Annotated in this window: 15 protein-coding genes; 8 read left to right on the plus strand and 7 right to left on the minus strand. The window is 54.3% G+C overall.

The genetic code is table 11. The annotated features are described in order from the left end of the window. Positions 1-83: 83 nt before the first annotated feature. The 4 genes from GSF01_RS14195 to GSF01_RS14210 form a co-directional block, all read right to left on the minus strand. Positions 84-932 carry a hypothetical protein gene (locus GSF01_RS14195; protein WP_201305393.1) on the minus strand — a complete coding sequence of 283 codons (849 nt, stop codon included), beginning with the start codon at positions 930-932 and terminating at the stop codon, positions 84-86. 116 nt (positions 933-1048) lie between these two features. Further along, positions 1049-1459 (minus strand): hypothetical protein, encoded by a 411-nt coding sequence (locus GSF01_RS14200; RefSeq protein ID WP_159885077.1) that lies wholly within the window; start codon positions 1457-1459, stop codon positions 1049-1051. 700 nt (positions 1460-2159) lie between these two features. Next, complete coding sequence (locus tag GSF01_RS14205) at positions 2160-2960, minus strand: Cof-type HAD-IIB family hydrolase (RefSeq protein WP_159885078.1); 801 nt, start codon at positions 2958-2960, stop codon at positions 2160-2162. 439 nt (positions 2961-3399) lie between these two features. After that, positions 3400-3720: a hypothetical protein gene (locus tag GSF01_RS14210; protein WP_159885079.1), complete on the minus strand. Its 321-nt coding sequence runs from the start codon at positions 3718-3720 to the stop codon at positions 3400-3402. A gap of 148 nt (positions 3721-3868) precedes the next feature. Between GSF01_RS14210 and GSF01_RS14215 the strand changes: the two genes are divergently transcribed. Continuing rightward, on the plus strand, positions 3869-4951 hold the full coding sequence (locus GSF01_RS14215) for a LacI family DNA-binding transcriptional regulator (RefSeq protein ID WP_159885080.1): 1083 nt from the start codon (positions 3869-3871) through the stop codon (positions 4949-4951). A 212-nt stretch (positions 4952-5163) separates the two neighbouring features. On the opposite strand, the gene GSF01_RS14220 is transcribed toward GSF01_RS14215, so the two are convergent. Genes GSF01_RS14220 through GSF01_RS14230 form a run of 3 tightly spaced genes read right to left on the minus strand, consistent with a single transcriptional unit; the run spans position 5164 to position 8528 of the window. After that, on the minus strand, positions 5164-6345 hold the full coding sequence (locus GSF01_RS14220; RefSeq protein WP_159885082.1) for a glycoside hydrolase family 130 protein: 1182 nt from the start codon (positions 6343-6345) through the stop codon (positions 5164-5166). Between the two features lie 11 nt (positions 6346-6356). Next, positions 6357-7568: an AGE family epimerase/isomerase gene (locus tag GSF01_RS14225; protein WP_159885084.1), complete on the minus strand. Its 1212-nt coding sequence runs from the start codon at positions 7566-7568 to the stop codon at positions 6357-6359. Between the two features lie 24 nt (positions 7569-7592). Then, positions 7593-8528 carry a glycoside hydrolase family 113 gene (locus GSF01_RS14230; RefSeq protein WP_159885258.1) on the minus strand — a complete coding sequence of 312 codons (936 nt, stop codon included), beginning with the start codon at positions 8526-8528 and terminating at the stop codon, positions 7593-7595. A gap of 359 nt (positions 8529-8887) precedes the next feature. Here GSF01_RS14230 and GSF01_RS14235 point away from each other — a divergent pair, with 359 nt between their 5' ends. From GSF01_RS14235 to GSF01_RS14265, 7 genes are all read left to right on the plus strand, one after another. Then, on the plus strand, positions 8888-13798 hold the full coding sequence (locus GSF01_RS14235) for a glycosyl hydrolase (RefSeq protein WP_159885086.1): 4911 nt from the start codon (positions 8888-8890) through the stop codon (positions 13796-13798). A 181-nt stretch (positions 13799-13979) separates the two neighbouring features. Continuing rightward, a complete protein-coding gene (locus GSF01_RS14240) occupies positions 13980-15785 on the plus strand; it encodes a cache domain-containing sensor histidine kinase (protein WP_159885088.1) in 1806 nt (601 codons plus the stop codon). Continuing rightward, positions 15763-17238 (plus strand): response regulator, encoded by a 1476-nt coding sequence (locus GSF01_RS14245; RefSeq protein WP_159885090.1) that lies wholly within the window; start codon positions 15763-15765, stop codon positions 17236-17238. Before GSF01_RS14240 ends, GSF01_RS14245 begins: the two co-directional genes overlap by 23 nt. 114 nt (positions 17239-17352) lie before the next feature. Beyond that, positions 17353-18690, plus strand: coding sequence for an ABC transporter substrate-binding protein (locus GSF01_RS14250; RefSeq protein WP_235941498.1), 1338 nt, complete (start codon positions 17353-17355; stop codon positions 18688-18690). Between the two features lie 111 nt (positions 18691-18801). Then, the gene (locus GSF01_RS14255; RefSeq protein WP_159885092.1) at positions 18802-19677 is read left to right on the plus strand and encodes a carbohydrate ABC transporter permease; all 876 of its coding nucleotides are present in this window, start codon (positions 18802-18804) and stop codon (positions 19675-19677) included. Positions 19678-19695: 18 nt separating this feature from the next. Further along, positions 19696-20583, plus strand: a complete 888-nt coding sequence (locus GSF01_RS14260) for a carbohydrate ABC transporter permease (protein WP_159885094.1) — start codon at positions 19696-19698, stop codon at positions 20581-20583. 69 nt (positions 20584-20652) lie between these two features. Next, positions 20653-23517, plus strand: coding sequence for a cellulase N-terminal Ig-like domain-containing protein (locus GSF01_RS14265; protein ID WP_159885096.1), 2865 nt, complete (start codon positions 20653-20655; stop codon positions 23515-23517). Positions 23518-23562 lie beyond the last annotated feature (45 nt).

Genomic DNA, 23562 nt, shown 5'->3' on the forward strand with positions numbered 1-23562 from the left:
ATCGAGTCCGAAAAATATCCAGTACCCAACACGGCCAAAGCCGTACCACCGAAAGCCGGAGATGGAAGTGCGGCCGACGAAGGTCAGATAAATCCAGTACTGCTCTCCATTTTGCTGCCAGATATATACGTAGCGGAAGAGGCAGTTGCGTATGCTGCCCGGATCAACGGCGAACTGCTGCGGGGCCATCTGCGGCACAAATGCCGGCGGAGGGCCTGATGGAGCTCCGCCGGGTCCTCCGGGCCCGCCGCCGGGTCCTCCGGGCCCGCCGCCGGGTCCTCCCGGGAAGCCGCCGGGTCCTCCCGGGAAGCCGCCGGGTCCACCTGGGAAGCCGCCGGGTCCTCCCGGGAAGCCGCCGGGTCCTCCTGGGAAGCCGCCGGGTCCACCTGGGAAGCCGCGGGTTCCTTCCGGGAAGCCGCCGGGTCCACCTGGGAAGCCGCGGGTTCCTTCCGGGAAGCCACCGGGTCCCCCCGGGAAGCCGCCGGGCCCTCCTGGGAAGCCGCCGGGTCCCCCCGGGAAGCCGCCGGGTCCCCCCGGGAAGCCGCCGGGTCCTCCCGGGAAGCCGCCGGGTCCTCCCGGGAAGCCGCCGGGTCCTCCCGGGAAGCCGCCGGGTCCCCCCGGGAAGCCGCCGGGTCCTCCCGGGAAGCCACCGGGTCCTCCCGGGAAGCCGCCGGGTCCTCCCGGGAAGCCGCCGGGTCCTCCCGGGAAGCCGCCGGGTCCTCCCGGGAAGCCGCCGGGTCCTCCCGGGAAGCCGCCAGGTCCTCCTTGGAAGCCGCCAGGTCCTCCTTGGAAGCCGCCAGGTCCACCTGGGAAGCCGCCGGGCTCGCCGGGCAGTACGCCCGGCCCCGGCATGCCGCCGGGCTCGCCCGGCAGCCCGGGGAATAGACCGCGCTGCTGAGGGATTCCGTTCGGATCGTTAGTCGCCATATCATCTCTCCTCTTCAGGGTAAATTGATTCATGCATAGGCCCGCGCCCATAGCACCCTAACCAACTATATGTGGACCTGAAGAAAAGCTGAACAGAAAAAAAGAAGAGGCTTGTCGGATTTCACCTCTTCTTGTCCGTATTTATGGCTTCGGCTGCATTGTTCGGGCCGTAACCTGGCAAATTATAGTCAGGATGCCGCAGCTTCTCCAGGATGCCCATCTCTTCGATATGTCTGCGCGTTTCAGGGGTTCCCAGCTCGTAAATTTCCGTATAAACTCGGCTGATATGATCGTTAAAACGACGGGTGGCCTCATCATGATCCGCAGATTTGTAGGGCACTGGCCCGCGGGCAAAGGTTTTTTCCTCCCGATGCTCCTGCTCTTGGATCAATTGGCCCAGCTCGGCGATCTCCTCCGGCGTTGCCTTGACGACCAGCTCAGCATCTGAAGCCGAGGGTCCGGTATTCGGCCGCTGATCCAACTGAATAATGGTACGGTTCGCCACCGATACGGCATACCTTGTTTTTAACATCCCATCGCCTCCAGGTTGTAAGTGTACCAACTCTTAACCGGAAGGAAACGGTTTGAAACTATCGTTGGCTAGGATGCGACAGCGCCGTAAGAACCGAACCCATTGCCATCCGCGTTCCCTGCATTCCGAGGAGAGGCGGTTTCTTCTTGGTTCCCCATACCAGCATGGGTATCGGGATCGGCTAACGGACATGGCAGAGGTTGTCGATTCATTGTGAGTAACTGAGTTGAAACGTTCTGCTTTCGCTAACGGACCTCAGCGTCTCTATTTGCAGCATTTTCGCGATATTGAAAATCTAACGGACTCAGATGACGCTATTTGGTGCATTTGCGCCCATTCTATGCGGTTTTGACGTAAGTAAGGTCGTCTGCGTCCGTTACAATTTGAACAGGCCCCATTTTTGTGAAATAGCGACTGTGGTGTCCGTTACGATCAGCCTTTACTTAACTGCGCTGCCGTCCACAATGAAGCGACAGCCTCATGGCAGCCTGTTAGAAGCAGGTTTGGGCTTGATGAAATAGGTAACGGACATGGCGTACTCTTAGCGGTCTCAAGCGCCAGGAACACCAAGAAATTGTCGCTCTTACGGTCCCATATGTCCGTTACATTCGTATCCGTGTCAATCCCAACCCCTAACGGTTCAGCATGTCCGTTAACCGTAACCCCTCCACCGCTCCAATATGACTTTCAGATCGCTCTTCTAGACCGTCTGCAAAATAAACTTGTCGATCACATGCTTGACTCCGTCCTCGTTGTTGCTCAGGGTGATATAGTCGGCGATCGCCTTCAGCGAATCTACGGCATTATCCACGGCGACGCCGAGCCCCGCCGTTTCCAGCAGCTCATGGTCATTCCAGCTATCGCCGACAGCGATGACCTGCTCCAGATCGAAGCCGAAGTGACCCGCCAGATGAGCGAGCGCATGTCCCTTCGTTCCCTCCGCATGCATGATCTCCAGAAAATAAGGCTTCGACTTGGTAATATGTACCCCAGGTCCGATCAACTCTCGCAGCTCGAGAGCGGCACGGTCCAGCTTGTCCGGATCGTCGATGATCAGCAGCTTGAGCGAAGGCGTCTGGGCCAGCTTTGCGAAGTCCGGCTCGACGATGAAAGGGATTTTGGAAAGCGCCGCGTACGATTCTGCCTTTTCATTGCTTTCCTGCACATACAATTGATCGTTTATATAAGTTTGCAGATGAAGATCATGGGATTGGCAGTAGTCGAAAACGATGCGTGTCGCCTCAAGCGGAACATAGCGTTCGTACAGCACTTCCCCGTCCATCGCGGTTTTGACCAGCGCCCCCTGATAGGTGATCAGCGGTACATGCAGGCCGAGCTGCGCGGCCAGGGCGTTGGCCGAAGCGTACATGCGTCCTGTCGCGAGCGTGACCACGACATTTTTAGCCAAGGCGGCTTCTAGTGCCTGCTTCGTTCCTTCCGTCACCTGCTTGTCATCATTGATCAAGGTGTCATCAATATCGATGGCGATCATCTTATACATCTCTATCCACTCCCGTAAGTCAAATTGCTCTCATTATATGCCGCCTGACTCCGGATATCAATCCAAGACGATAAATCCGTCAATTAGAGGAGCTGCATGGCTGGCTTGGTATTCACGAAGGATCTTTACGACATGAAATTTTAACGGACTTAAGCCATATCCTACTGGCCGCGCTCATGTAGGATCTTGGCTTTTTCGGATGCAAGGGCTTCAAAGGAGGAAGCGGATGAAAATAAGATCACGGTTTCAGCGGGTTCGGTTTTTTCTATGGCCCTATGGAGTGAATGAAAGCTTCTTATTGCTCCAATTTATATCCGCGATTAGAGATGGTTTCCAAATATCCCCATGATCGATGGGGATCTGTTTTTTTTCGATTAAAGCATCCTTCTGGTCATACAAGAAGACGTTTAGCATGGTCGGTCTATCCCTTAAATCCGTCTCACATGATACAATGAAATTCTTTGTATGTGGAGGCTGCATCTCGCACATTCACGCCATCCTTATAATCGACTAAATAGTTCGTGTTCATTTTATACTTTTCACTGTAATTGGGACTTATGAAGGTAGCAAGGCCATGCCGATAATCCTGGGGATGAACGAGTACATAGACGACTGCTATTTCCTTGGCCGTATTCTGGATGTTTAATACTTTACTATTTTTTTCGATATCCCTGGTAATCGCATAGGCTAAATCCCCTTGAAACCCTGATAACGTATAATCTCGCATAAACCATATATGACCTAATAACCATAACCCCATTAGTAGGGCGCCCCCTATGCCGACAAGTCCTATGATTTCATAGTTAAGTTTTCACCCCCTTAATACGTAGATTTGTTAGGGAATAGTAGCTAACTATGATATAATAAATTATCCTAATCCCTACAACTTTTTAGGTTGGTGCAGACGAATGGCTAAGAAGGTAACCATGCAGCAGATTGCGGACTACATGGGCGTGTCTAAATTTGTTGTGTCCAAAGCGCTGTCGGGTAAGGGCGGCGTAAGCGAGTCTACGAAAGAAAAGGTCATAAAAGCGGCATCGCAGCTTGGATACTTCGCTAACAAGAAAACCGTTAGCTCTACCAAAACAACGGACGCTTCACCGGAAGCTGCCTCCAAGCAATCGGTATTGGTGCTAATGCCTAATGTCCGCTTTCAAACGAAGGAATCCCAGTATTGGGGGCGGATCGTGGATGGCATTTCGGCGAAGCTGGAGGCCGTCGGCCTCGGCATGATGATCGTGATGGAGCAGAGCGTGGATCATTTGTTTCAGGTATTGCAGCCAAACGCCATCCTCGGCTTGATCGGGGTAGGTGAGATTTCGAGCCCGGTTCTTCTGGAGATTCATCATCTGGGCGTTCCTTTCGTGCTGGTGGATCATGAGGATCCGTTAATTCCCTCGGATACGGTCTTTACCAACAACTACGATTCGATGCATCGGTTGACCAATTATTTGATCGGCATCGGCCACAAACGCTTGATGTTCATGGGAGCCCCAAGCTATTCCAGGAGCTTCTATGACCGCTGGACCGGATTCCGCAGTGCTGTAGAGGAGCAGGGCCTCGTGTCCGAGCCCCCGGCCTCGCTGCTGCTCCCGCTGGAGGGGTATGAGGTCTTTGGCGAGCAGATCCAGGAAGCGCTGGAGGGGCTTCGCCAGCGGGAGGCCATGCCCACCGCATTAGTCTGTGCGAACGATAACATTGCGCTGGATGCGATTGAGGTGCTGCGGCGGATGGGGCATGGAGTGCCGGAGGACGTATCCGTCAGCGGCTTTGACAATATAGAAAGATCCTATATGAGCACTCCTTCCTTGACGACGGTGAACGTACCGAAGGAATTAATGGGTGCAAGAGTTGTCGATAAGCTCCTTGAGCGCGTCACCAAGGACTACGATGCGACGGAGAAGCTTCTTATCTCTGGGGAGATCATGTACCGGGAGTCTACGACCCGTGCGCTCAAGACGAGCAATGGCGAATACGCCGAATCCATATAGTCCCGCAAGCTCCGACAAGCTCTAGGATCAGGGGAACATTCCATAACATCTTCAAACACAAAAGCAGCCATATCGCAAAGATATGGCTGCTTTTGTGTTTGATGCTTGCCGTAGGCAAATGGGAGGGGTGTAACGGGGAGATCCGGCAGGCAACCCGTCGCGGGTTGACTTTCGACGATCGGGCGTGCCGGCCCTTTGGACTGATGTAGACTTTATGCTTTTGTCAGCTGCAGATTCTTATCGATAAGCGAGATCCGCTGTTGAACGCAGGCATAGGAGCGCAGCGGATCTTCCGGGGTATGAAGCACATAGTCGAGCAGCTGGTCCACCGTTGTGGTGGCTACGTGGCAGCGGGTATCGGAGGAGGCGTAGTAAAGGTAAACCTCTCCGTTCTCGCGAGCGATGACCCCGTTGCAGAAGACGACGTTGGAGACATCGCCGACACGCTCCTCGCCCTCGGGAGCGATCAAGTGGCCTCCGGGGCTGTGCGTGACCTTGTGCGGCTCATGCAGATCGGTCAGAAACGCATACAGGACATAACGAAGACCTGCAGCGGTATTGCGCACGCCGTGAGCGATGTGCAGCCAGCCCTTTGGCGTCCGGATAGGGGCCGGACCTTGACCGTTCTTGACCTCCTTGATGGTGTGATACTGGCGATGGTCGATAATCACTTCCTGATCAATAGCGGCGTTCTCTATGGACGCAGACAGGCCCCAACCGATCCCCCCGCCGGAACCTGTATCGATGAAGCCGTCCTGAGGCCGGGTGTAGAAGGTATACTTGCCATCGATAAATTCGGGATGGAGCACTACGTTGCGTTGTTGATTGGAACGAGTTTGGAGATCGGCGAGGCGCTCCCACGAACGGAGATCCTTTGTACGCACGATTCCGCACTGGGCGACAGCGCTGGACAGATCGCCCGGAGGCGCCGCCGGATCTTTACGCTCCGTGCAAAAGAGGCCGTAAATCCAGCCGTCTTCATGCTGTACCAGACGCATATCGTAGACGTTGACGTCGGGATCATCGGTCTCCGGCAGGACGACGGGATGGTCCCAGAAACGAAAACCTTCCGTACCGTTTTCGCTCTCCGCAACGGCAAAAAACGACTTGCGGTCTATGCCTTCGACGCGGGCCACCAGATAGAAGCGGCCGTCGAGTTCGATCGCCCCGGGATTGAATGCGGCATTGATGCCTAACCGCTCCATGAAGAACGGATTGGTATCGGGATTAAAATCATATTTCCAGATGAGCGGCGCATGCTGGGCGGTCAGAACAGGATGCCGATACCGGTCATAGATCCCGTTGCCAACAGGCAGCTTCTCGTTTTTACGTTGGATCAATTCCTCATACTGGTCTTCAAGTGCCCGTTTTCTCTGTTCGAAAAGCGAATTCATGAGTAACCTCCTTAGTGAATATGCTTCATTCTTTCAATGATTTCAAAGCAAGCCCTGCCGTTATGGTAAGGACATTTCCATGCGCTGACTTTGGACTGCTCCACAATCGGTACGCGGCCCCGGGTGACGCCCCAGTACCATTCTCCATGCTGCCGGTCTACCATATACTTCTCGATGAAGGTCCATGAGGCCAGGGACGCTGCGAGGTATTTGTCCTCGCCGGTCAGCTGGTAGGCGTTGAAAAAGCCGACGACGGATTCGGCCTGAGGCCACCAGTCTTTATCGGGATCCAGCAGGTTCCCCTTGGAGTCGGCTTCATTCCAGAGGCCGCCGTCCTCGTCGATGCCTTCCCGGTACGTGGCTTCGGCCATGCGCAGAGCGGTGGAGGTCACCTTCTCGAGCACTTCGGCGTCGCCCAGCACTTCGGCTGCTTCCACAAGGAGCCAGCTTCCCTCAATGTCATGACCGTAGGAGACATGATCGCTTTTGGAATGCCAGGCTTCGTCGAAAAATAGCAGGAAGTGGGCGCTTTCCTCATCGACGATATGGTTCAAGGTCACTTCGATCAGCGCCTTCAGCTGCCGGCCCAATTCCTCATTTGGATACACCCGATAGAGATTCGTATAGGCCTCCATGACATGAAGGTGAGTGTTCATGGATTTTTTCTCATTAAGGTCCTTGCCGCTCAGGCTGACGTCATCGGTGTCCTCCCATGAGCGCGATAAGGCTTCCACATAGCCAAGATGAACAGGATCGAAGCTATGCTTCTCAAGCAGATGAAACAACTGTACGGCTTGCTCCAGAGCATCCGGGTCCGCTGCCGCCCGGTAGTATTCCGAATAGGCGTAGATCGCAAAGGCTTGACCATATACCTGCTTCTTCGTTTGGGCAGGCTCGCCCTTAGCGTTGACGGACCAAAACAGACCGCCATGCTCAGGGTCGGTAAAGTGAGCTGTCAGATAGGCATAAGCCCGGCGGGCTGCCTCCAGATAAGCGGGATCGTTAAAAATCCGGTAAGCCGAGGAAAACGTCCACAGGATGCGGGTATTGAGTACAAGGCTTTTCTCTGCATCCTCCACAGGAGTTAAGTCGCTGCGGATTTCCCCGAGGAAGCCTCCATTCTTGTGGTCGAGAGTATGCTGTAACCAGAAAGCGAGAATGTTATCTTTCACTTCCTTCTCCACTTTTGGGAGCCAGGAAGTCCGAAGTTCGCTGAGCTGCATGAGCCTTCACCTTTCTATTATCGATTAAAGGTTTATGGAAGCGGACGTTTGTTTATGCGTGTAGTAGCGGTGGACGGTTTGCTCGGCACGTTTACTGTACATGCAGTAATCATCATTCAGGGCTGCGGCGCTTGGGTCGTACAGGCGTGCAGGCCAATCCCACAGCATGAAGCCTCGCACCCAGTCGCGCTTCTCGCAGGCAGCGAACATCGCTTCATAGTATTGCTCCTGAACTTCTTGACTAGGAGAACCCTCCAGGCCCCAATCATTCGGCAGGAATTGAGAACCCTCTCGGCTGGGACAGCCGGCTTCCATGAAGAAGAAAGGCTTCTTGTGCTGCTTGACGACGGCTTCGATGCGGTCAAGCTGCGACTCCCAATCGCCGATAGGATAATAGCCGCTGGAGGAAATGATGTCCACGGCATCCCACCAAGAGACGTGATCTTCCTGGTATTTGTCGCAGTTATAGGTGATGGGACCGGAATAAACCTTCCGAACCTCTGCGATCAACTGCCGCCACTCCTGCTCGCGGCGGTCGGTCTGAACCATTTCACACCCGATGCAAAACAACTCACATGCCGTCTCTTCGGCGATCCGCGCATAATGCAGAATGAAGCGGGTATAGGAAGCGAACCAATCGGACCATTTCGGCTCGCAGGGCACATCCATATCAAAGAAATTGATGTGCGCTCTCCAGGTGCCGTCCTTGCAGTTGACCACGGGCTTTAGACATACCTTCAGTCCGAGCTCCTTGGACCTGCGGATCGCCCAAAGGACTTCGTCATCGGTAACGGTCGGCGCTTCTTCGAAGGGGATGGCGGTCGATTGGGGATGCTCCTGAAGGGCGGCAAAAGCTACCGTGACCCAGTTGACATGAAGCTTCTCCTTCATTTCTTTCAGGGAATGCTCGGCCTGTGGATCGGCCCATTCGCCTCGAATTCCCGTCCATCCCCAAGTCATGCCTGCCACATAGGGTTGTATTTCGTTCACAGACTCACCTCATAACGGAATGATTGAAATTGGCATGAGTTAAATATAACAACTATTAGATAGCTATACAATAACTAAAATAACAAAATGAGGGCTTTATATCTCAAAACGCTATTAAATTCCCGGTATTTTTTTGAAAAAGGCAAGAATTTATGAAAAAACTGGTGGAACTCTCGATTGTAGCGCCTTTGTAATACTGATTTTAGTTATTGTTTTGTTATACAAAAATACAAAATTTAGCTTGACTAGTAGATAACGATATCATAACATACGGTTGTAAACGCTATCCTTGAGTCAAATATAAACGAATCTATTAGGAGGGTGTGAAAGTGAAAATCCGTTTTACAAACATACTAAGTGTTTTGTTAGCACTAACGTTACTTATCTCGTCTTTCCAGGTTCTTACCCTGCCAACGGCTAGTGCAGCTTCGAATGAAGGGGTATTTGATTTCGAATGTGCAGAGTCCGGCACATCCGGCTGGGGCAAGAAATGGGGCGACTCCTTCGCAGCACCGCCCCTGGATCCTGTCGAACGGAGCGAGGCTCTGAGCCGATCCGGAAATACAGGCTCTTTGCAGGTAAACCTGCACTTTACCGGAGGGGATTATGAAAGCGCGGTCATCGGCGTGCCCGTTCATTTGGATGTATACGACAAGGTGGAATACGATCTGTACATCCCCGTAGAATTCAACGGCCAATCTAAAGCGGAAACCGGAATGAACGGCCCCTGGGTCTCTTTGGGAGGAATGGATACGTACCACTTGTCCGCCCAGACCAAGGAAACCATTAACGGTCAGGAATACGCAGTTATTCATCGCATTTCCTCGATAACGCCCGTAAACGGCCAAACCGATCTTATCATTCAGTTTGCTGCTTACCAAAGCACTTACGTAGGCCCGATTTATGTGGACAATATCAAACTGGCGCATGCTTCAAGCAGCGGTGGAGAAAGCGGCGGAGGGAGTGGTCCGGCCAAGGAAGTCGCATCCTTTACCTTCGATGATAGTCCGGAAGGCTGGGGGGCTAACACCGAGGAGGTATGGAAAGCCGAATTCGGTACGCCGGCTATTCAGCACAGCACCTTTAATGGCGGAGCTTTGCAAGTGAATGCCGTCATTGCGGACCCGAATGAAGGCTGGCAGGAGCTCCGCATCAACAACGCCGTTCCCGAGCTGCCGAGCGCGAAGAGACTCGCATTCGAGACCTACATACCGCTGGATGATTTGGCGAACGAGTACGAGGGCAAGCTTCTGAAGCCTTACGCTATACTTGATCCCGGCTGGACCAAGGTGGGGCTCGATTCGAATAACAAGAAAATTTCGGATATGGAGAAGATTACGGTGGAGGGCAAGACGTATGCGAAGCATGAGGTTTCCATCGTACTGTCGGCAACGGAAGGGAAGACGGCGCTTCACATCGGTTTGGTTGCGGGAGGAATTTCGTATTCCGGTCCTATCTATGTCGACAATATCAAGCTGTACGATAAGGCTTTTGCAAATGGAGGCGTGATCCCCGTGGTCATCCCGGATCCGGCTCAGCCAGTCATCGATACGACCGGCTTCGACCTGAGCGATATCACGATCGTAGATTCCAAGGCTACGGATGAAACAAAATCGTTATTCGCCTATCTTAGAAACATTCGCGGGAAACATATGCTGTTCGGCCAGCAGCATAGTACTACGCAGGGCTTGACCATTACCGCGGCAGACGGGACGCAGTCCGACGTGAAGAACGCGGTTGGCGATTTCCCCGCCGTCTATGGGTGGGATACCTTGTCTCTCGAAGGCCAAGAAGAACCGGGTGGCACCGGCAACTCGCCGGAACAGAACGCGGCGCTGCTGGCCGACGTGATGGTAAAGGCATACCAACGGAATGGCATTATCACTCTAAGCGCACATATGCCTAACTTTCTTACGGGAGGCGGAAGCTGGGATACTACGCCAGGCGTCCAAGCGGTTCTGCCTGGAGGCTCCCATCAAGAGGAGTTTAACGAATTTCTCGATAGGATTGCCGATTTTGCCTCGCAGGTTAAAGATGGGGAGACGCTTGTTCCGATTATTTTCCGCCCCTTCCACGAGAATACGGGAAGCTGGTTCTGGTGGGGAGCTACTCAAAGCACGCCAGCCCAATATATCAGCCTGTATCGTTACACGGTCGAGTACCTGAGGGACGTAAAAGGGGTCAGCAATTTCTTGTACGCCTATTCTCCCAATAACGGATTCGACGAAGCCGGGTTTCTGAAGCGTTATCCCGGGGACGAATACGTGGATATTATCGGTTTCGATGCTTATGATACGTCCTATGCCCAAGGATGGATGGACGGCATTGTCGAGAACACGGCGACTCTAGCCAAGCTGGCAAGGGAGCGGGGCAAAGTAGCGGCACTGACGGAGATCGGCTTGAAGCAATATCACGATTCCAGCAAGTCGACAGATTCAGGGCTGCTGCTTGCGAACAATGCCAACAAGAACTGGTTTACCCAGCTGTTGGAGGCGATCAAGAGCGACCCGGATGCGAGGGAAGCGGCATTCATGCTGACCTGGCGCAACGGTGGGGCGAGTCATTTCTGGACGCCTTATCGGGATCATCCGACGTATGGCAGCCATGAAATGCTCGATAACTTCACTACATTTTATAACGATCCTTATACCGCGTTTAATAAGCAGCTGCAAGGCGTATACGGACTGAACGTAAAGGCTGCCGGACAAGCGCCATTTATGAACGTACAGACGCCATACGAACACCAGAAGATAACGGGACCTTTTACAATCCGAGCCGGTGTATATAACAAACCGGTTTCCAGCGTAACGTTCTCCGTCGCAGGCGGCCCTGCTATCGCATTAAGCAAAAACGTAGCCAGCGGATATTTCGAAGCCGAATGGACTCCGTCCGTAGCGCACAACGGAACCGAAGTCGATATGGTTATAACGGTGACGTATACGGATAACGATACATTAACTGTCAACCGCAAGGTTTCCGTCTATGCAGCCCTGCCTTTGAAAACGATTGAGTTCACAGATGGTCTTGAGGGTGCGGTGTTCGAAGGCTCGTATCCGACAGAACTGGTCAGCGGTTCTCTAAAGCACAGCTCGACGGTCGGAGGCGGGGCTGTTCAGCTGGATACGGTATTTGAAGATAGCGGCACATCGTCCGATTGGACGTACCAGGAAGTCAAGGTCAAGCTTCAAGATGTCGCCGCAGGTATCGATATGTCGCAAGTGAATCGGATCCAATATGATATGCTGCTTCCGGCTGATGCGCCTGATAGCACGGCATTCAAGCCCTATGCTTCGTTAAGCAACAGCTCCGGCCTATTCGTGAAAGCGGGCGAAGGATTAACGCAAGTTCGGAAGGAGGACTTCTCCCTAACGGACTCCATGTACAAATATACGGTGACCATACCGTTCGATAGTCAGGCAGAAGCCACGGATCTGTCGCTGAACTTCGTGGCGAACGATTGGAATTATACAGGGCCGATCTACTTCGATAACGTTAAGCTTCAGAATTACCAGGCAGAGCCCGTCGAGAATCCAGCTATCGTTGATGACTTTGAAGGGTACGACGGGGATAGCACCCTGCTGGACAGTAGCTATAGCTCCAACGGCGATCCCGTAGCCTTGACTTTGGATGAAACGAAGGCGTCGCAGGGCAAATATGCTTTGAAGTACCAATATACTCTAACAAATAGCCAGTATGGTGGCCGTATTAAACCGATGGGAGGCCGTGATTGGTCGGCATTCAAGAAGCTTCGTTTCAACCTGACGCCGGATGGGCAGAATCAGAAGCTCGTTATTCAAATCGCCGCGAACGGTATTGAATTTGAGGCTTTCCCTTCCCTTGCTTCAACGCAGCCGGGGGTCGTAGAGATTCCATTCCTTGATTTTGCGCCAAAGACGGCAGGAGCAAAGCTGGAAGGCAATAACCTCAAGAAGATTAACCATTTTGCCATCTACGTGAATGCGCAAGGAAACACTCCTGTATCAGGAGGTACGCTGTACTTCGATGATATTCGGGCAGTCGACGATACGAAACCGGAAAATCCTGAAAACCCGGGCAACCCGGGCAATCCAGGAAACTCGGACGATTCGGGCGATTCAGGCTCCGGAAGTGGAGGGACAGGAGGCCTCCCGCCAAGCACGGACAGTAAGGCAGTTGACGTGGTGACCCCTAAGCCTAATGACGCCGGAAAAATTGTTGTTAGCCTGCCGAAAGGAAAAACAGAAGCTTGGCTCTCTGCCGATCATGCAGCCATTAACGGCAATAATGATGTCGTGGTCGAAGCGGAAGGAGCAAAGATCGAAATTCCGGCCTCGCTGTTGAACGAGTTGAAGCAACTCCTGCCGGCAGCGGATGCAACAGGGACGAGGATCGTATTTAGAGCCGTGAAGATCGCGGGAAGTGCCGCCGAAGCGCAGCTGAAGCAAGCGAAATCAAGCGCTAAGGCCGATCTGAACATCGCGGGACCGGTGTATCAGCTCGAGCTTTCTATCCTTGCCAAGGATGGTACAGAGAAGAAATTGTCCGATTTCAAGCAACCGGTGAAAATCGAATTTAGGGTCAATGCCGACGCGAAGAAGGAATTGGCGGGAATCTATGACCTGTCCGACGATAATCGAATCCCTTATGTGAAAAGCAGATTAGTGGGCGATGTCCTTGTGGCGGAGCTTACGCAGTTCGGTAAATTTGCTGTGCTGGAGTTCGATAAATCGTATGAGGACGTACCGGCAACTCACTGGGCGGCGCAAGTTGTCAAGAGAATGGCAGCAAGGCATATTACGGAAGGGATTAGCGAGACGGAATTTGGTCCGGAATTGGCCGTTACCCGTGCGGAGTTCGCAGCGTGGATTGTCCGAGCTCTGGATCTGAAGGCTTCCAAGAGCGCTAACTTTGCGGATGTTCCATCGGGCGCGTGGTATGCGAACGATCTGGCTGCCGCTCACGAAGCAGGAATCGTAGATGGGCGTTCTAGCGAACTATTCGATCCGCTCGGGGTGATAACCCGTGAAGAAATGGCTGTCATGCTAATGAAGGCATACTTTAAGGTGAATGGAAACGGAGAGCAGCATACCAACTCCGCCTCTTTCGCCGATCAGAGTGACATCAGCTCCTGGGCCGAATCTTACGTGAGCGCTGGAAAGGAGAAGGGAATTTTCTCCGGTGTGGGAGGCAATCTGTTCTCTCCTAAAGAGCTGCTCACTCGGGCACAAGGCCTCCAAGCTGTAACGGCTCTATTGAAATAAACCAGGAAATCGCCGTCACCGGGGAAAGATAGCCGGGGACGGCGATTTTTGCGGGGTGCGTGCTCGTCATCATTCGAGCGAATCGGCACTTATTCTGCAGTACTCTACAAATTGTACGCTGTATGCTACCATAGGCAGTAGAATTGACAAGAATTGTATCTCTCACAGGAGTGACCTGCCTATGCCCCGAATAACCTTCATCAGACTGCCGGCCAGCCTCAAGAATCGGCTCTTTCTTGCCTTTATCTCACTTATTCTGGTTCCCTTCCTGATCCTGAGCGTGTTCTACTTCCGCAGTATGGAGCGCGTCTTGCGCGAGCAGGTGAGTGTGCAGAATCTGGATCAAATGACGGGCATGACCCGCTCCCTGGAGGAACTGCTGAGCGTCGCCAGAAAAACCTTTACCCTCCTCGAACAGGACTCTATGGTTACCGAGATTCTCAAACGCCCGGTCGGGGGCGAAAACTATGACATGTACTCCCAATGGGCTCAGCTCGACGGCAAGCTGCATGCGATCAATAACAGCCTGTTTATCTCCAATTCCTATGTGTTCTACACGCTTCTCGACATGAAAGGCCGGGCCTACTCCTCTTACATGCCGGCCGAACCTCTCCATTATGACAAGTTAATACGCAGCGAGTGGGCGGCAAGCGCCCTCAGCGGCGAGGCGAAGGACCAATGGCAGCTGGAGTCCGATTACACGCAGGCGGGTATCGCCTCTCCGAACCGCAAGCTTCTGTCGGTGACCAAGGTGTTCCGGGATCATCAGAACGATCCTTATGCCGTAGTCAAAATCAGCGTCGACTTCCAAAGCTGGTTCCGCAATGTCAATTCCAGCAGCGCGCATGAAGAAACGTATACCTTGATCTCCAAGCCTCATGCTGTCGCGGCCCAGGCCGGGGTGAGCCGGACGATGGAGGAGGTTTTGCCGCAGCTTGCGCAGGCGCAAACCACATCGGGCACACTTGCGGAAAAGGCGTTTATACACAGCTATACGACTATCGCCGGGCTGGATTGGATTCTGGTGAAAAGCATGCCGACAAATATACTGTTCGCACGGACGGATTCGCTGCAGCGTACGTTTGTCATTTCTTTATTTTCCATAGCGGTTCTCTTCGTGTTCATGACCTTCGGGATTGCTTCCACGGTGACGCGCCCGCTGGAGCAGCTGCGCGGCAAGATGGCCGATATCGTCCGCAGCAACTTGAAGGTCCGGCTGCCGGAGAACCGGTACCGGGGTGAGATCCAAACCATCGTACAGGCCTTCAACGCGATGGTCGGGGACATGGACAAGCTCATCGACCGGTTGAAGATGGAGGAGCGCCAGAAGGAGACGATGCGATTTCAGATGTTGCTTTCCCAGATGAATCCTCATTTTCTGCTGAATACGCTGAATACGGTGAAGTGGCTTGCCGTACAGGCCGGCAATCCAACCATTCCCCACGTGTGCGAGTCTCTGGGCCGGCTAGTCGCTTCGGGTATCCGGCTCGATATCGATCTGATTCATTGGGAGCAGGAGCTGGAGCTGGTCGAGAGCTACGTCTATATCCAGCAGCTCCGCTATGACCGGCAGTTTGAAATCCGGTATGTGTATGAGGAAGCCTTGAAGTATGCGCTGGTGCCCAAGTTTTGTTTGCAGCCGCTTGTCGAAAACAGCATCTATCACGGCTTTGCCGGACTCGTGCGCGATGGCGTCATTACGATCCGGGCGACCCGGATCGGGACGGATTGGCTGGAGCTGGAGGTCGAGGATAACGGAATCGGGATGAAGGCGGCAGCCGCACAGAACGAGAGGAACGGCTCCAAGGGAAACGGCATCGCCTTGAAAAACCTGGAGGAGCGGCTGTCGCTGCTGTTCAAGCGCGACGCTCCGCTGGAGCTGCCTGCGGTCGACAAGGGAACCTTGGTCCGCTTCCGCGTTCCGCTGCTGATCTCGACACCATACCAGAAGGAGGGCTCTTTCGATGTGGACCGTACTGCTCGTTGAGGATGAAGTGTTCGTCCGCCGCATGATCCGCAGCAGCATGCAGTGGGAGGACAAGGGGTTTCGCGTGATCGGCGAAGCGGGGAACGGGATGGAGGCGATGGAATTCATACGCCGGCATCGTCCGCATCTCGTGGTAACCGACATCATGATGCCTCTGATGAATGGCGTCGAGCTTCTGAAGCAGACAAGGCAGGAGGGATATGACTGCCGGTTCGTCATGCTGTCGGTGATGGATGATTTCAATTACGTGCAGCAGGCGCTGGAACACGGCGCATCCAACTACATGCTCAAGCTCTATCTTTCGGTGGAGAAATGGCATGCGGTGCTGGACAAAGTCGATCTGGAGCTGCATAAGACTTCGCGAAGCCTGTCCAAGGATATGCATGAGGTGTATGACCAGATGTGGAAGGGTATCGTGGAGGGGTGGAAGACAGGAGATTCGGCGGAGAGTCGTATGCCTGAGTCCTTTCCGTGGCCCTCCGATAAATGCGGGCTCATTCACGTGATTCACGGCAAGCCATCGCTGTCGGTCGAGCAGTTTGTCGGCCAAGGCATCCTGGAGCCGGAGGCGACGCCGTATCTGAACACGTTCACCCGCGGTGGACAAACGACCTTCTTCTATTGGGTTCCTCCCTCCGGCTCGTTCAAGCTTAAGACGCCTCCCAGATCGGACGGGATCTACGTCTATGCGGGGGCAACGGATAACGCCTCGCTGGCTGAGGTCTGGATGCGGCTCATGCGCAGGGCGGACGAGCTTTGGTATGCCGGGAAAACCGGGGTATTCGGCTTGGGCCAGGGAGAGGAACCGATGGTCCGCCCTGCCATGTCCTGGGAGATGGAGCGCGAGATCATCCGCGGCCTGGAGCAGCGAAGCCCCGACCTGTGCCGGGAGCATGTCGGGCGGATCTTTGAGCTTTTTCGCGACACCTGCTATCCCGCAATCCTGGTGCTGGAGGCGGTGGAACGACTCGTCAAGCTGGCCGAGCTGATGATCGGCACCCCCTATACGAAGCCGGAAGAGCCTTTGCTGACTCTATCGTATGACGAGCTTCGGGCCTGGCTGGAGCGGCGGCTTGCTGATTCGATCAGGGACTGGCTGGAGCGTCATACCGAGCTGACCGATCATCCCGAGATCAACAAGGTTATTCAGTATATCCGCGAGCATTATGCAAGCGAGTTCACGGTGCTTTCCCTGGCCGAATATGCGGCTATGGACGACAAGTACTTGAGCGGCTTGTTCAAAAAGAAAACCGGACAGACGATCGTGCACTACATCCAGCAGGTTCGGATCGAGCATGCGAGGCTCTACATGGAGCATACGGACTGGCCGATTGCCGAGATCGGCTCTAAGGTCGGGTTTGCGAGCGAGAACTATTTCGCCAAAATTTTCAAAAGAGTAGTCGGGACCACCCCGAGCCTATACCGCCAAAGTCATAGAGGAAAGGCTGAATAATGTGACTTTTGTTCCATTGCAACAGACAATCGTGCGTTATCGGAGGAGAGGCGCGGTGATATAGTCAAGTTGTAAGAGGAAAAGGGATACACAAAGGGAGGTCACGAAAATACAATGAAAAAAATGAACAAAACCGTGTTGACTCTAGTGTCTACGCTGCTTGCGACCAGTATGGCCGCCGGGTGTGCAGGAACGAATCCATCGCCGGCAAGCACCGGTACGGAAACGCCTGGCAAGCCGGCAGAGCCTGCCAAAAAAGCGGTAACCTTAACGATGTGGGGCGGCGTGCCGGCCGAATCCGGTCCGCAGGCGGTCGTCGATAGCTGGAACGCCAAAAACCCGGACATTCAGGTGAAATACGAGCGGTTCGTCAACGATGACGCCGGCAACCTGAAGCTGGATACGGCGCTGGCCACCGGCCAAGGCGTGGATCTGTATGTGAATTACTCCTTGTCGGTGCTTACCAAGCGTGTAGAGGCTAAGAACGCCCTCGATCTGAGCACCTTTACCGACTACAATATCGACGGCAAAATCGGCGAGCTGGGCAAGGACTGGCAGATCTCGGGCAAATATTACGGCCTGCCGACAACCCGGAGCCGCCCGATCTTCTGGCTGAACAAGGATGCGCTGGATGAAGCCGGCTTGCCGATCCCTCCGCTGGACTGGACCATCGACGATCTTCGCACGTATGCAGCCAAGCTGAAAAAAGATAAACGGTGGGGCTTCCTGCAGCATCTGTCCGGCATCACCGGTCCTATGGACGGAGCTGTCGATGCCAAGGGCTACGTCAAGGCGGACGGCACCTCCAACCTGGATCAGCCGGATGTCCGGAAGTTTTTCGAGACGTACTTCGACATGATGCATACGGACAAATCGATGGTGCCGCTTGGCGAGCAATTGACGACCAAGATGCCGGTCGAAACCGCCTTCCTTAAAGGGGAGTCGGCGATGCTTGGAGCAGGTGAATTTATTTTCCGCAGCTCCAACAACCTGAAGGATAACCCGCGCAGCTTCAAAATCGCGTTCACGGCTCCTCCTCGAATATCGCCAACCAGTACAGATTACCGCTATCTGAGCGGCTTGGGCGACGTAATCGCGATTAATCCGAAGTCGGAGAACAAGGAAGCGGCCTGGAAGTTCTTGACCTGGTATGCGGACGGGGGCATGCTGCCTATGGCTTCGGGCGGACGGATGCCGGCTTCGAAGGATGCGAATGCAGAGGAGGCTATGAAGCTGTTGTTCGGTGAGAACGCGGGCACTTATGACCAGGAATCGTTCAAGAAGGTGCTGAACAGTAATCTGCCGACTTACAACACGAAGCTTTCGCAGCAGGTCATCGATATCAGACGCGAAGAGTATGAGAAGTATTTCCTGAAGTCGCAGTCCTTGGATGACTTAATGAAAAATACCGTCAAACGCCATAATGATTTTCTTGCCAAAACCAAAAAATAACGAATGACATGCGAAGGAAGCGCCTGACTTCGGGCCTTCCTTCTTTAGTACGCGAATTTTTGCGGATACATGGCGATTACAGCTGCGTTCCGCCTGAAGGAGGCTGCGGTGATGAACTGGGCGAAGAAGCAGAACTTGGCCGGATATTTGTTTATTTTACCTAATATGCTTGGAGTGCTGACGTTTTTCGTCATACCCGCGTTATTCTCTCTAGTCATTATGCTGACCGACTATCAGTATACGAAGCCGGATGTCCAATTCGTCGGTCTGGACAACTTTGTACGCTTATTCCAGGATGAAGTGTTCTATGTATCGCTGAAAAATACCGCTCTGTTTCTGGCATCCGTGCCGGTATCGATGATGATTGCTTTTTTCGTGGCGCTGATCCTGAACCGGAGCGTTTATATGAGGGGCTTGCTCCGTGCTATGTATTTTATGCCCTATATTACGAGCGGCGTTGCCGTAGCTTTCGTCTGGATGCTGCTCTTCCAACCGACGGAAGGTCCGATTAATCAGCTGCTGCGGTCCTTTGGCGTAGCGAATCCTCCGGGATGGCTGTCTACGATGGAAACGTCAATGTTTGCGATCGATATCATCTGGATCTGGTTCATGCTTGGCTATAACATGATCATCTACTTGGCGGCCCTGCAGGAAGTACCGACGGAGCTACTGGAGGCCGGGAAGATCGACGGAGCCGGGACCTGGCGCACCGTCTGGAGCATTATATTCCCGCTGGTCAGCCCTACCAGCTTCCTGCTGCTGATTACCGGCTTGATCGCCTCGATGAAAACGTTCGGCTTGATTGAAGCCGTGACGCAAGGGGGGCCCGGAAGCAGCACGACGATTCTGTCGCTGTTTATTTACCACAATGCTTTCCGCTACTATGAAATGGGCTACGCGTCGGCGATTTCCTGGGTGCTGTTCGCGATGATCTTCCTCATCACCATGCTGCAGTGGGTCGCCCAGAAACGCTGGGTACACTATTAAAGAAAGGGAGGGACCGCAATGAACAGTCACCCGACAACCTCGACCCGACCTGCCGCTGGTTACCAGCGGGCTTCAAGGCGTATGAATCTGTCCTGGGGCAAGCTGGTGCTGACCTTGGTTATGCTGGCGCTGGCGATCGTGACGGTGATGCCTTTCATCTGGATGGTGACCACTTCCTTCAAATCACCGGCTGAAGTATTCGCTTATCCCATCAAGTGGGTGCCGGAGCGCTGGCTGCTCGACCATCATCTGAAAGTATGGACAGGCAAAGACAGCTTCGCGATCTATTATTGGAACTCTTTGAAAATCTCACTGATCTGTATGGTCGGGGCGACCTTTCTATCGGCATTCGCCGCTTACGGATTTTCCCGGATTGAATTTAAAGGACGCGATACGTTATTTATGGTATATCTGTCAATGATGATGGTGCCGCCGCAGGTGCTATTCGTTCCCAAGTTCATCATGTTCGACAAGCTGGGCATTTATAATACGCATTGGGCGCTCATCCTGCCCGGTCTGTTCACGATCTTCGGCGTGTTTTTGCTACGGCAGTTTTTTATGAGCATTCCCAAAGAAATTACGGAATCCGCGTTCATCGACGGAGCGGGACACTTCCGTATTTTCTGGAATCTGATGATCCCGCTGGCCAAGCCGGCTTTGGCGACCTTAGCTATCATCGACTTTTCCTGGAACTGGAACGACTACGAGAATGCGCTGGTGTTTCTCCTCGACCGGACGCTGTACACGGTTCCGCTGGGGCTTCAGAACTTTATTCTGGAATTTAACATTGACTACAACGGGATGATGGCGGCGACATCAGCCGGGATTATTCCGATGATCCTGGTATTCCTGGCCGGGCAAAAATACATTATTCAGGGTATCTCAAGCTCGGCGGTTAAAGGCTGAGCAAGCCGTTGCGGTCCGAATAGGACCGCTCTTTCTTAGAAACTAGGCTGCAGAAAGGAAGGGAACAAGGTGGATCATGTACAACCTGCGATTAACCTCGCACGGAACAAGCCGGTTCGCGCCAGCTCCTTCAGCAATCCCTATGTGCCGCGACTGGCGGTAAACGGAATCGGCTCCGAGGCAAGCCGGTGGCTGCCGAGGCTCGGCATGGCCAGTCCGCACTGGCTGGAGGTTGATTTGCTGGAAAGGGAGGAAGTAGGATCGGTGATGCTTTATTTCTGGCGAACCGGTTCGCCGGATGACTCGGTCCGCTTCGAGCTGCAGATGGAGGACGAGGGCAGATGGCTGCCGATAGCAGGCACGGCCTATTCCCGCGAGTACCTGGAGCCGATACATCTTATATTCGCCGAGCCAGTGCAGGCGCGCCGCTTCCGTATCGTATTCCAGGATGCCTTCTTAAGCCTCGTTGAGCTCCAGCTCTACCCGCCCGGGCATACACCCGAGCCGCTAGCATTCCTGGACGAGCCCGCGCTGGAGCAGGTTGTGAAAAATGCGGACTATGACCCGGATGTTAGGGTGCTTGTGTCCCAGCTCGGCTATCACCCGGAGCACCGCAAGCAGGTCGTGTACCTGTTCGGCGGGACGGCTGCTGCCGATACGTTCGAGGTGCTGCGGGCGGATAGCGGCGAAGCGGTATTTACCGGCGCCTTAACGATCGTCGAGGATGACTTCGGTATCGTGCAAGTCGGCGACTTTAGCGAATGGACCGGGGAAGGCGAATATCGGGTCCGGATCGGGACGGACTATTCGTTCCGGACGTTTCATATCCGCGAGCATCTATGGGGAGAGTACCAGAAGCTGATCGCCCTCCAATACTTCGGCGCAAGACGCGTCGGAGAAGACAGCGTAGTGGGCGATTACGGCGATACGATGGCTGTCCGATGGGACGATGCCCGGACGGCGGACGGACAGTACCGCTATATCGGCAAAGGCTTCGCTGACGGCGACGACCTGCGCCGCTTCTGCAATGCCTCGCTTATCGTAGCGCAGTACTGCCTGCTGAAGCGAACGGATCCGTTCTGGGATACGGGGGATTGGATCTACGAGCAGGTGCGCTGGGGCCTCGACGGCGTCCTCTCCTTTCTGGGCAAAGACGGCTTGCTGCGGCACGGACTTCACATTCGCACACCGGACATTCATTACGGCACGGACGGCCGCTTTGAGAGCGGAGACGAAGGGCTGCTGATCGACCCGATCCATGATGAGGAAGAGAACGCCTATGAATACAGCACCTTGAACGAAGAGGTCATTCATACTTCCCTGCTGATCGGACCGGCTGAAGCTTGCCTCTTGTATGGTGAACGTGATCCGGAGTTTTTCGAACGGGTCAAGCAGCTGGTCATCCGCGGTTATCGCAGCATAGAGCAGCGGTTTTCGCCCTACCCGGCCAAGTATTCGCTATCCGCCTGGATGTGGCTGAATGCCTTGATGCACGAGCTGACGGGCGAAGCGTTGTATAAGGAGCGTGCGATGGAAGAAGCCGGCCGGTTTATGCAGCTGCAGGTAAAGGACTGGCATGGCGACGGCATCTTGAACGCCCGGGGCTGGTACCGTTACACCGGATCGCCGGACAACGATCCCTGGATCGGCATTACGCCGAGATATGGGAAGTACAGCTCGCTGGACAGCGAGACCCGGAGTCCCTGGGGAGAGAAGCCCGAGCAGGAAATTATGATCGTACCTTGGCTGTACCAGGGCCTGTTTCGGATGCTCGATCTGTTCGGAGACGAGGAGATCGAGGCAGGTAAACAGTGGCGGGCCTCCATCGAGTCGTATGCCAGGGACTACTTGCTGGCGATCTCTAAGCAAAACGTGTATGGCTTGACGCCGATGAAGGTCGGCAGCGCCGGCTTGATCCGGCAGAAAGGTACGCTCAGCTACCAATATCACGGAGAGATTGGGCGCATGTTCCACCAGCTGGCCAATGGCGCCTTGTTGATGAAGGCGGGGCGGTTGCTCGGCGACCGGGAGCTGCTCGATGCGGCCTGGAATCACGCCTATTATTTCACGGGCTGCAATCCGCTGGGCATCGGGGCGATCTATGGCTTATCCGGCAACATTCCATCGCAGCAGTATAAGGCGGACACCGTAGGCAAGGCGTATCCGGGTGCGGTATGCAACGGCTTCAACTGCATCTCCGGCTCCAATGATCATGCCCAGTTCCAGTACTGGGAGTTCTATGGCTACGCGAATCTGGCCAGCCTGTGGTTTGCGACGGAGATCGGAAGCCGGCGGTTTGCAGGTGAGCTGGAGTTATGGCCGAGCGAAATCACGGAAGCGCTTCATTCCGCTTCTCCCGAAGAGCATAGGCGGCATACGCTGCCGGTCCGCGTGAAAAGCGGCTTTACTTACCGGTTTGCCGCGCTGCCCGGTAACACAGAGGCCGAAGAACAGGACCTGCGACAGCTGGAATGGCTGGTCAACGATACGGTCGGCGGCAACGTCCATATCGGCACCGTATCCCCCGATGGGGTTTATACGGCACCGTACGTGGAGGAGGAGAGGGTCGTGGTCGTTGGCGTTCGCTATATCGACAATCTGTCGGTGAGGGCTGCAACCGAAGTGACGGTTATGCCGGCGCCGCATCAAGCGGTCCAACTGAGCGGCCGAACCGACGGGCAGGGGACGATTCTGGAGTGGATACCCGTAACCGGGAATGTGACCGGCTACACCATCTGGAGCCGACAGTCTGTGAGCGAACAGAGCGTGGGGACTATTTTCGAGCGGATAGGCTTTATCGAGCTTCCTGAGGCTTCCTCGTATGAAGTCAAGGACAATCCGCTGCCGGGAACGGAGTACTTGGTAAAGGCGTACCATCGCCAAGGGGACAAGAACTATGGATTCGGACCGGAATCGAACATCGTCACGGTCTGAGTATGCTGCTGCTTGAAGGGGGGTGATGCCTAGCCTAAACGAATG

It is taken from the genome of Paenibacillus puerhi (genome assembly GCF_009846885.1).
Classification (GTDB): domain Bacteria; phylum Bacillota; class Bacilli; order Paenibacillales; family NBRC-103111; genus Paenibacillus_G; species Paenibacillus_G puerhi.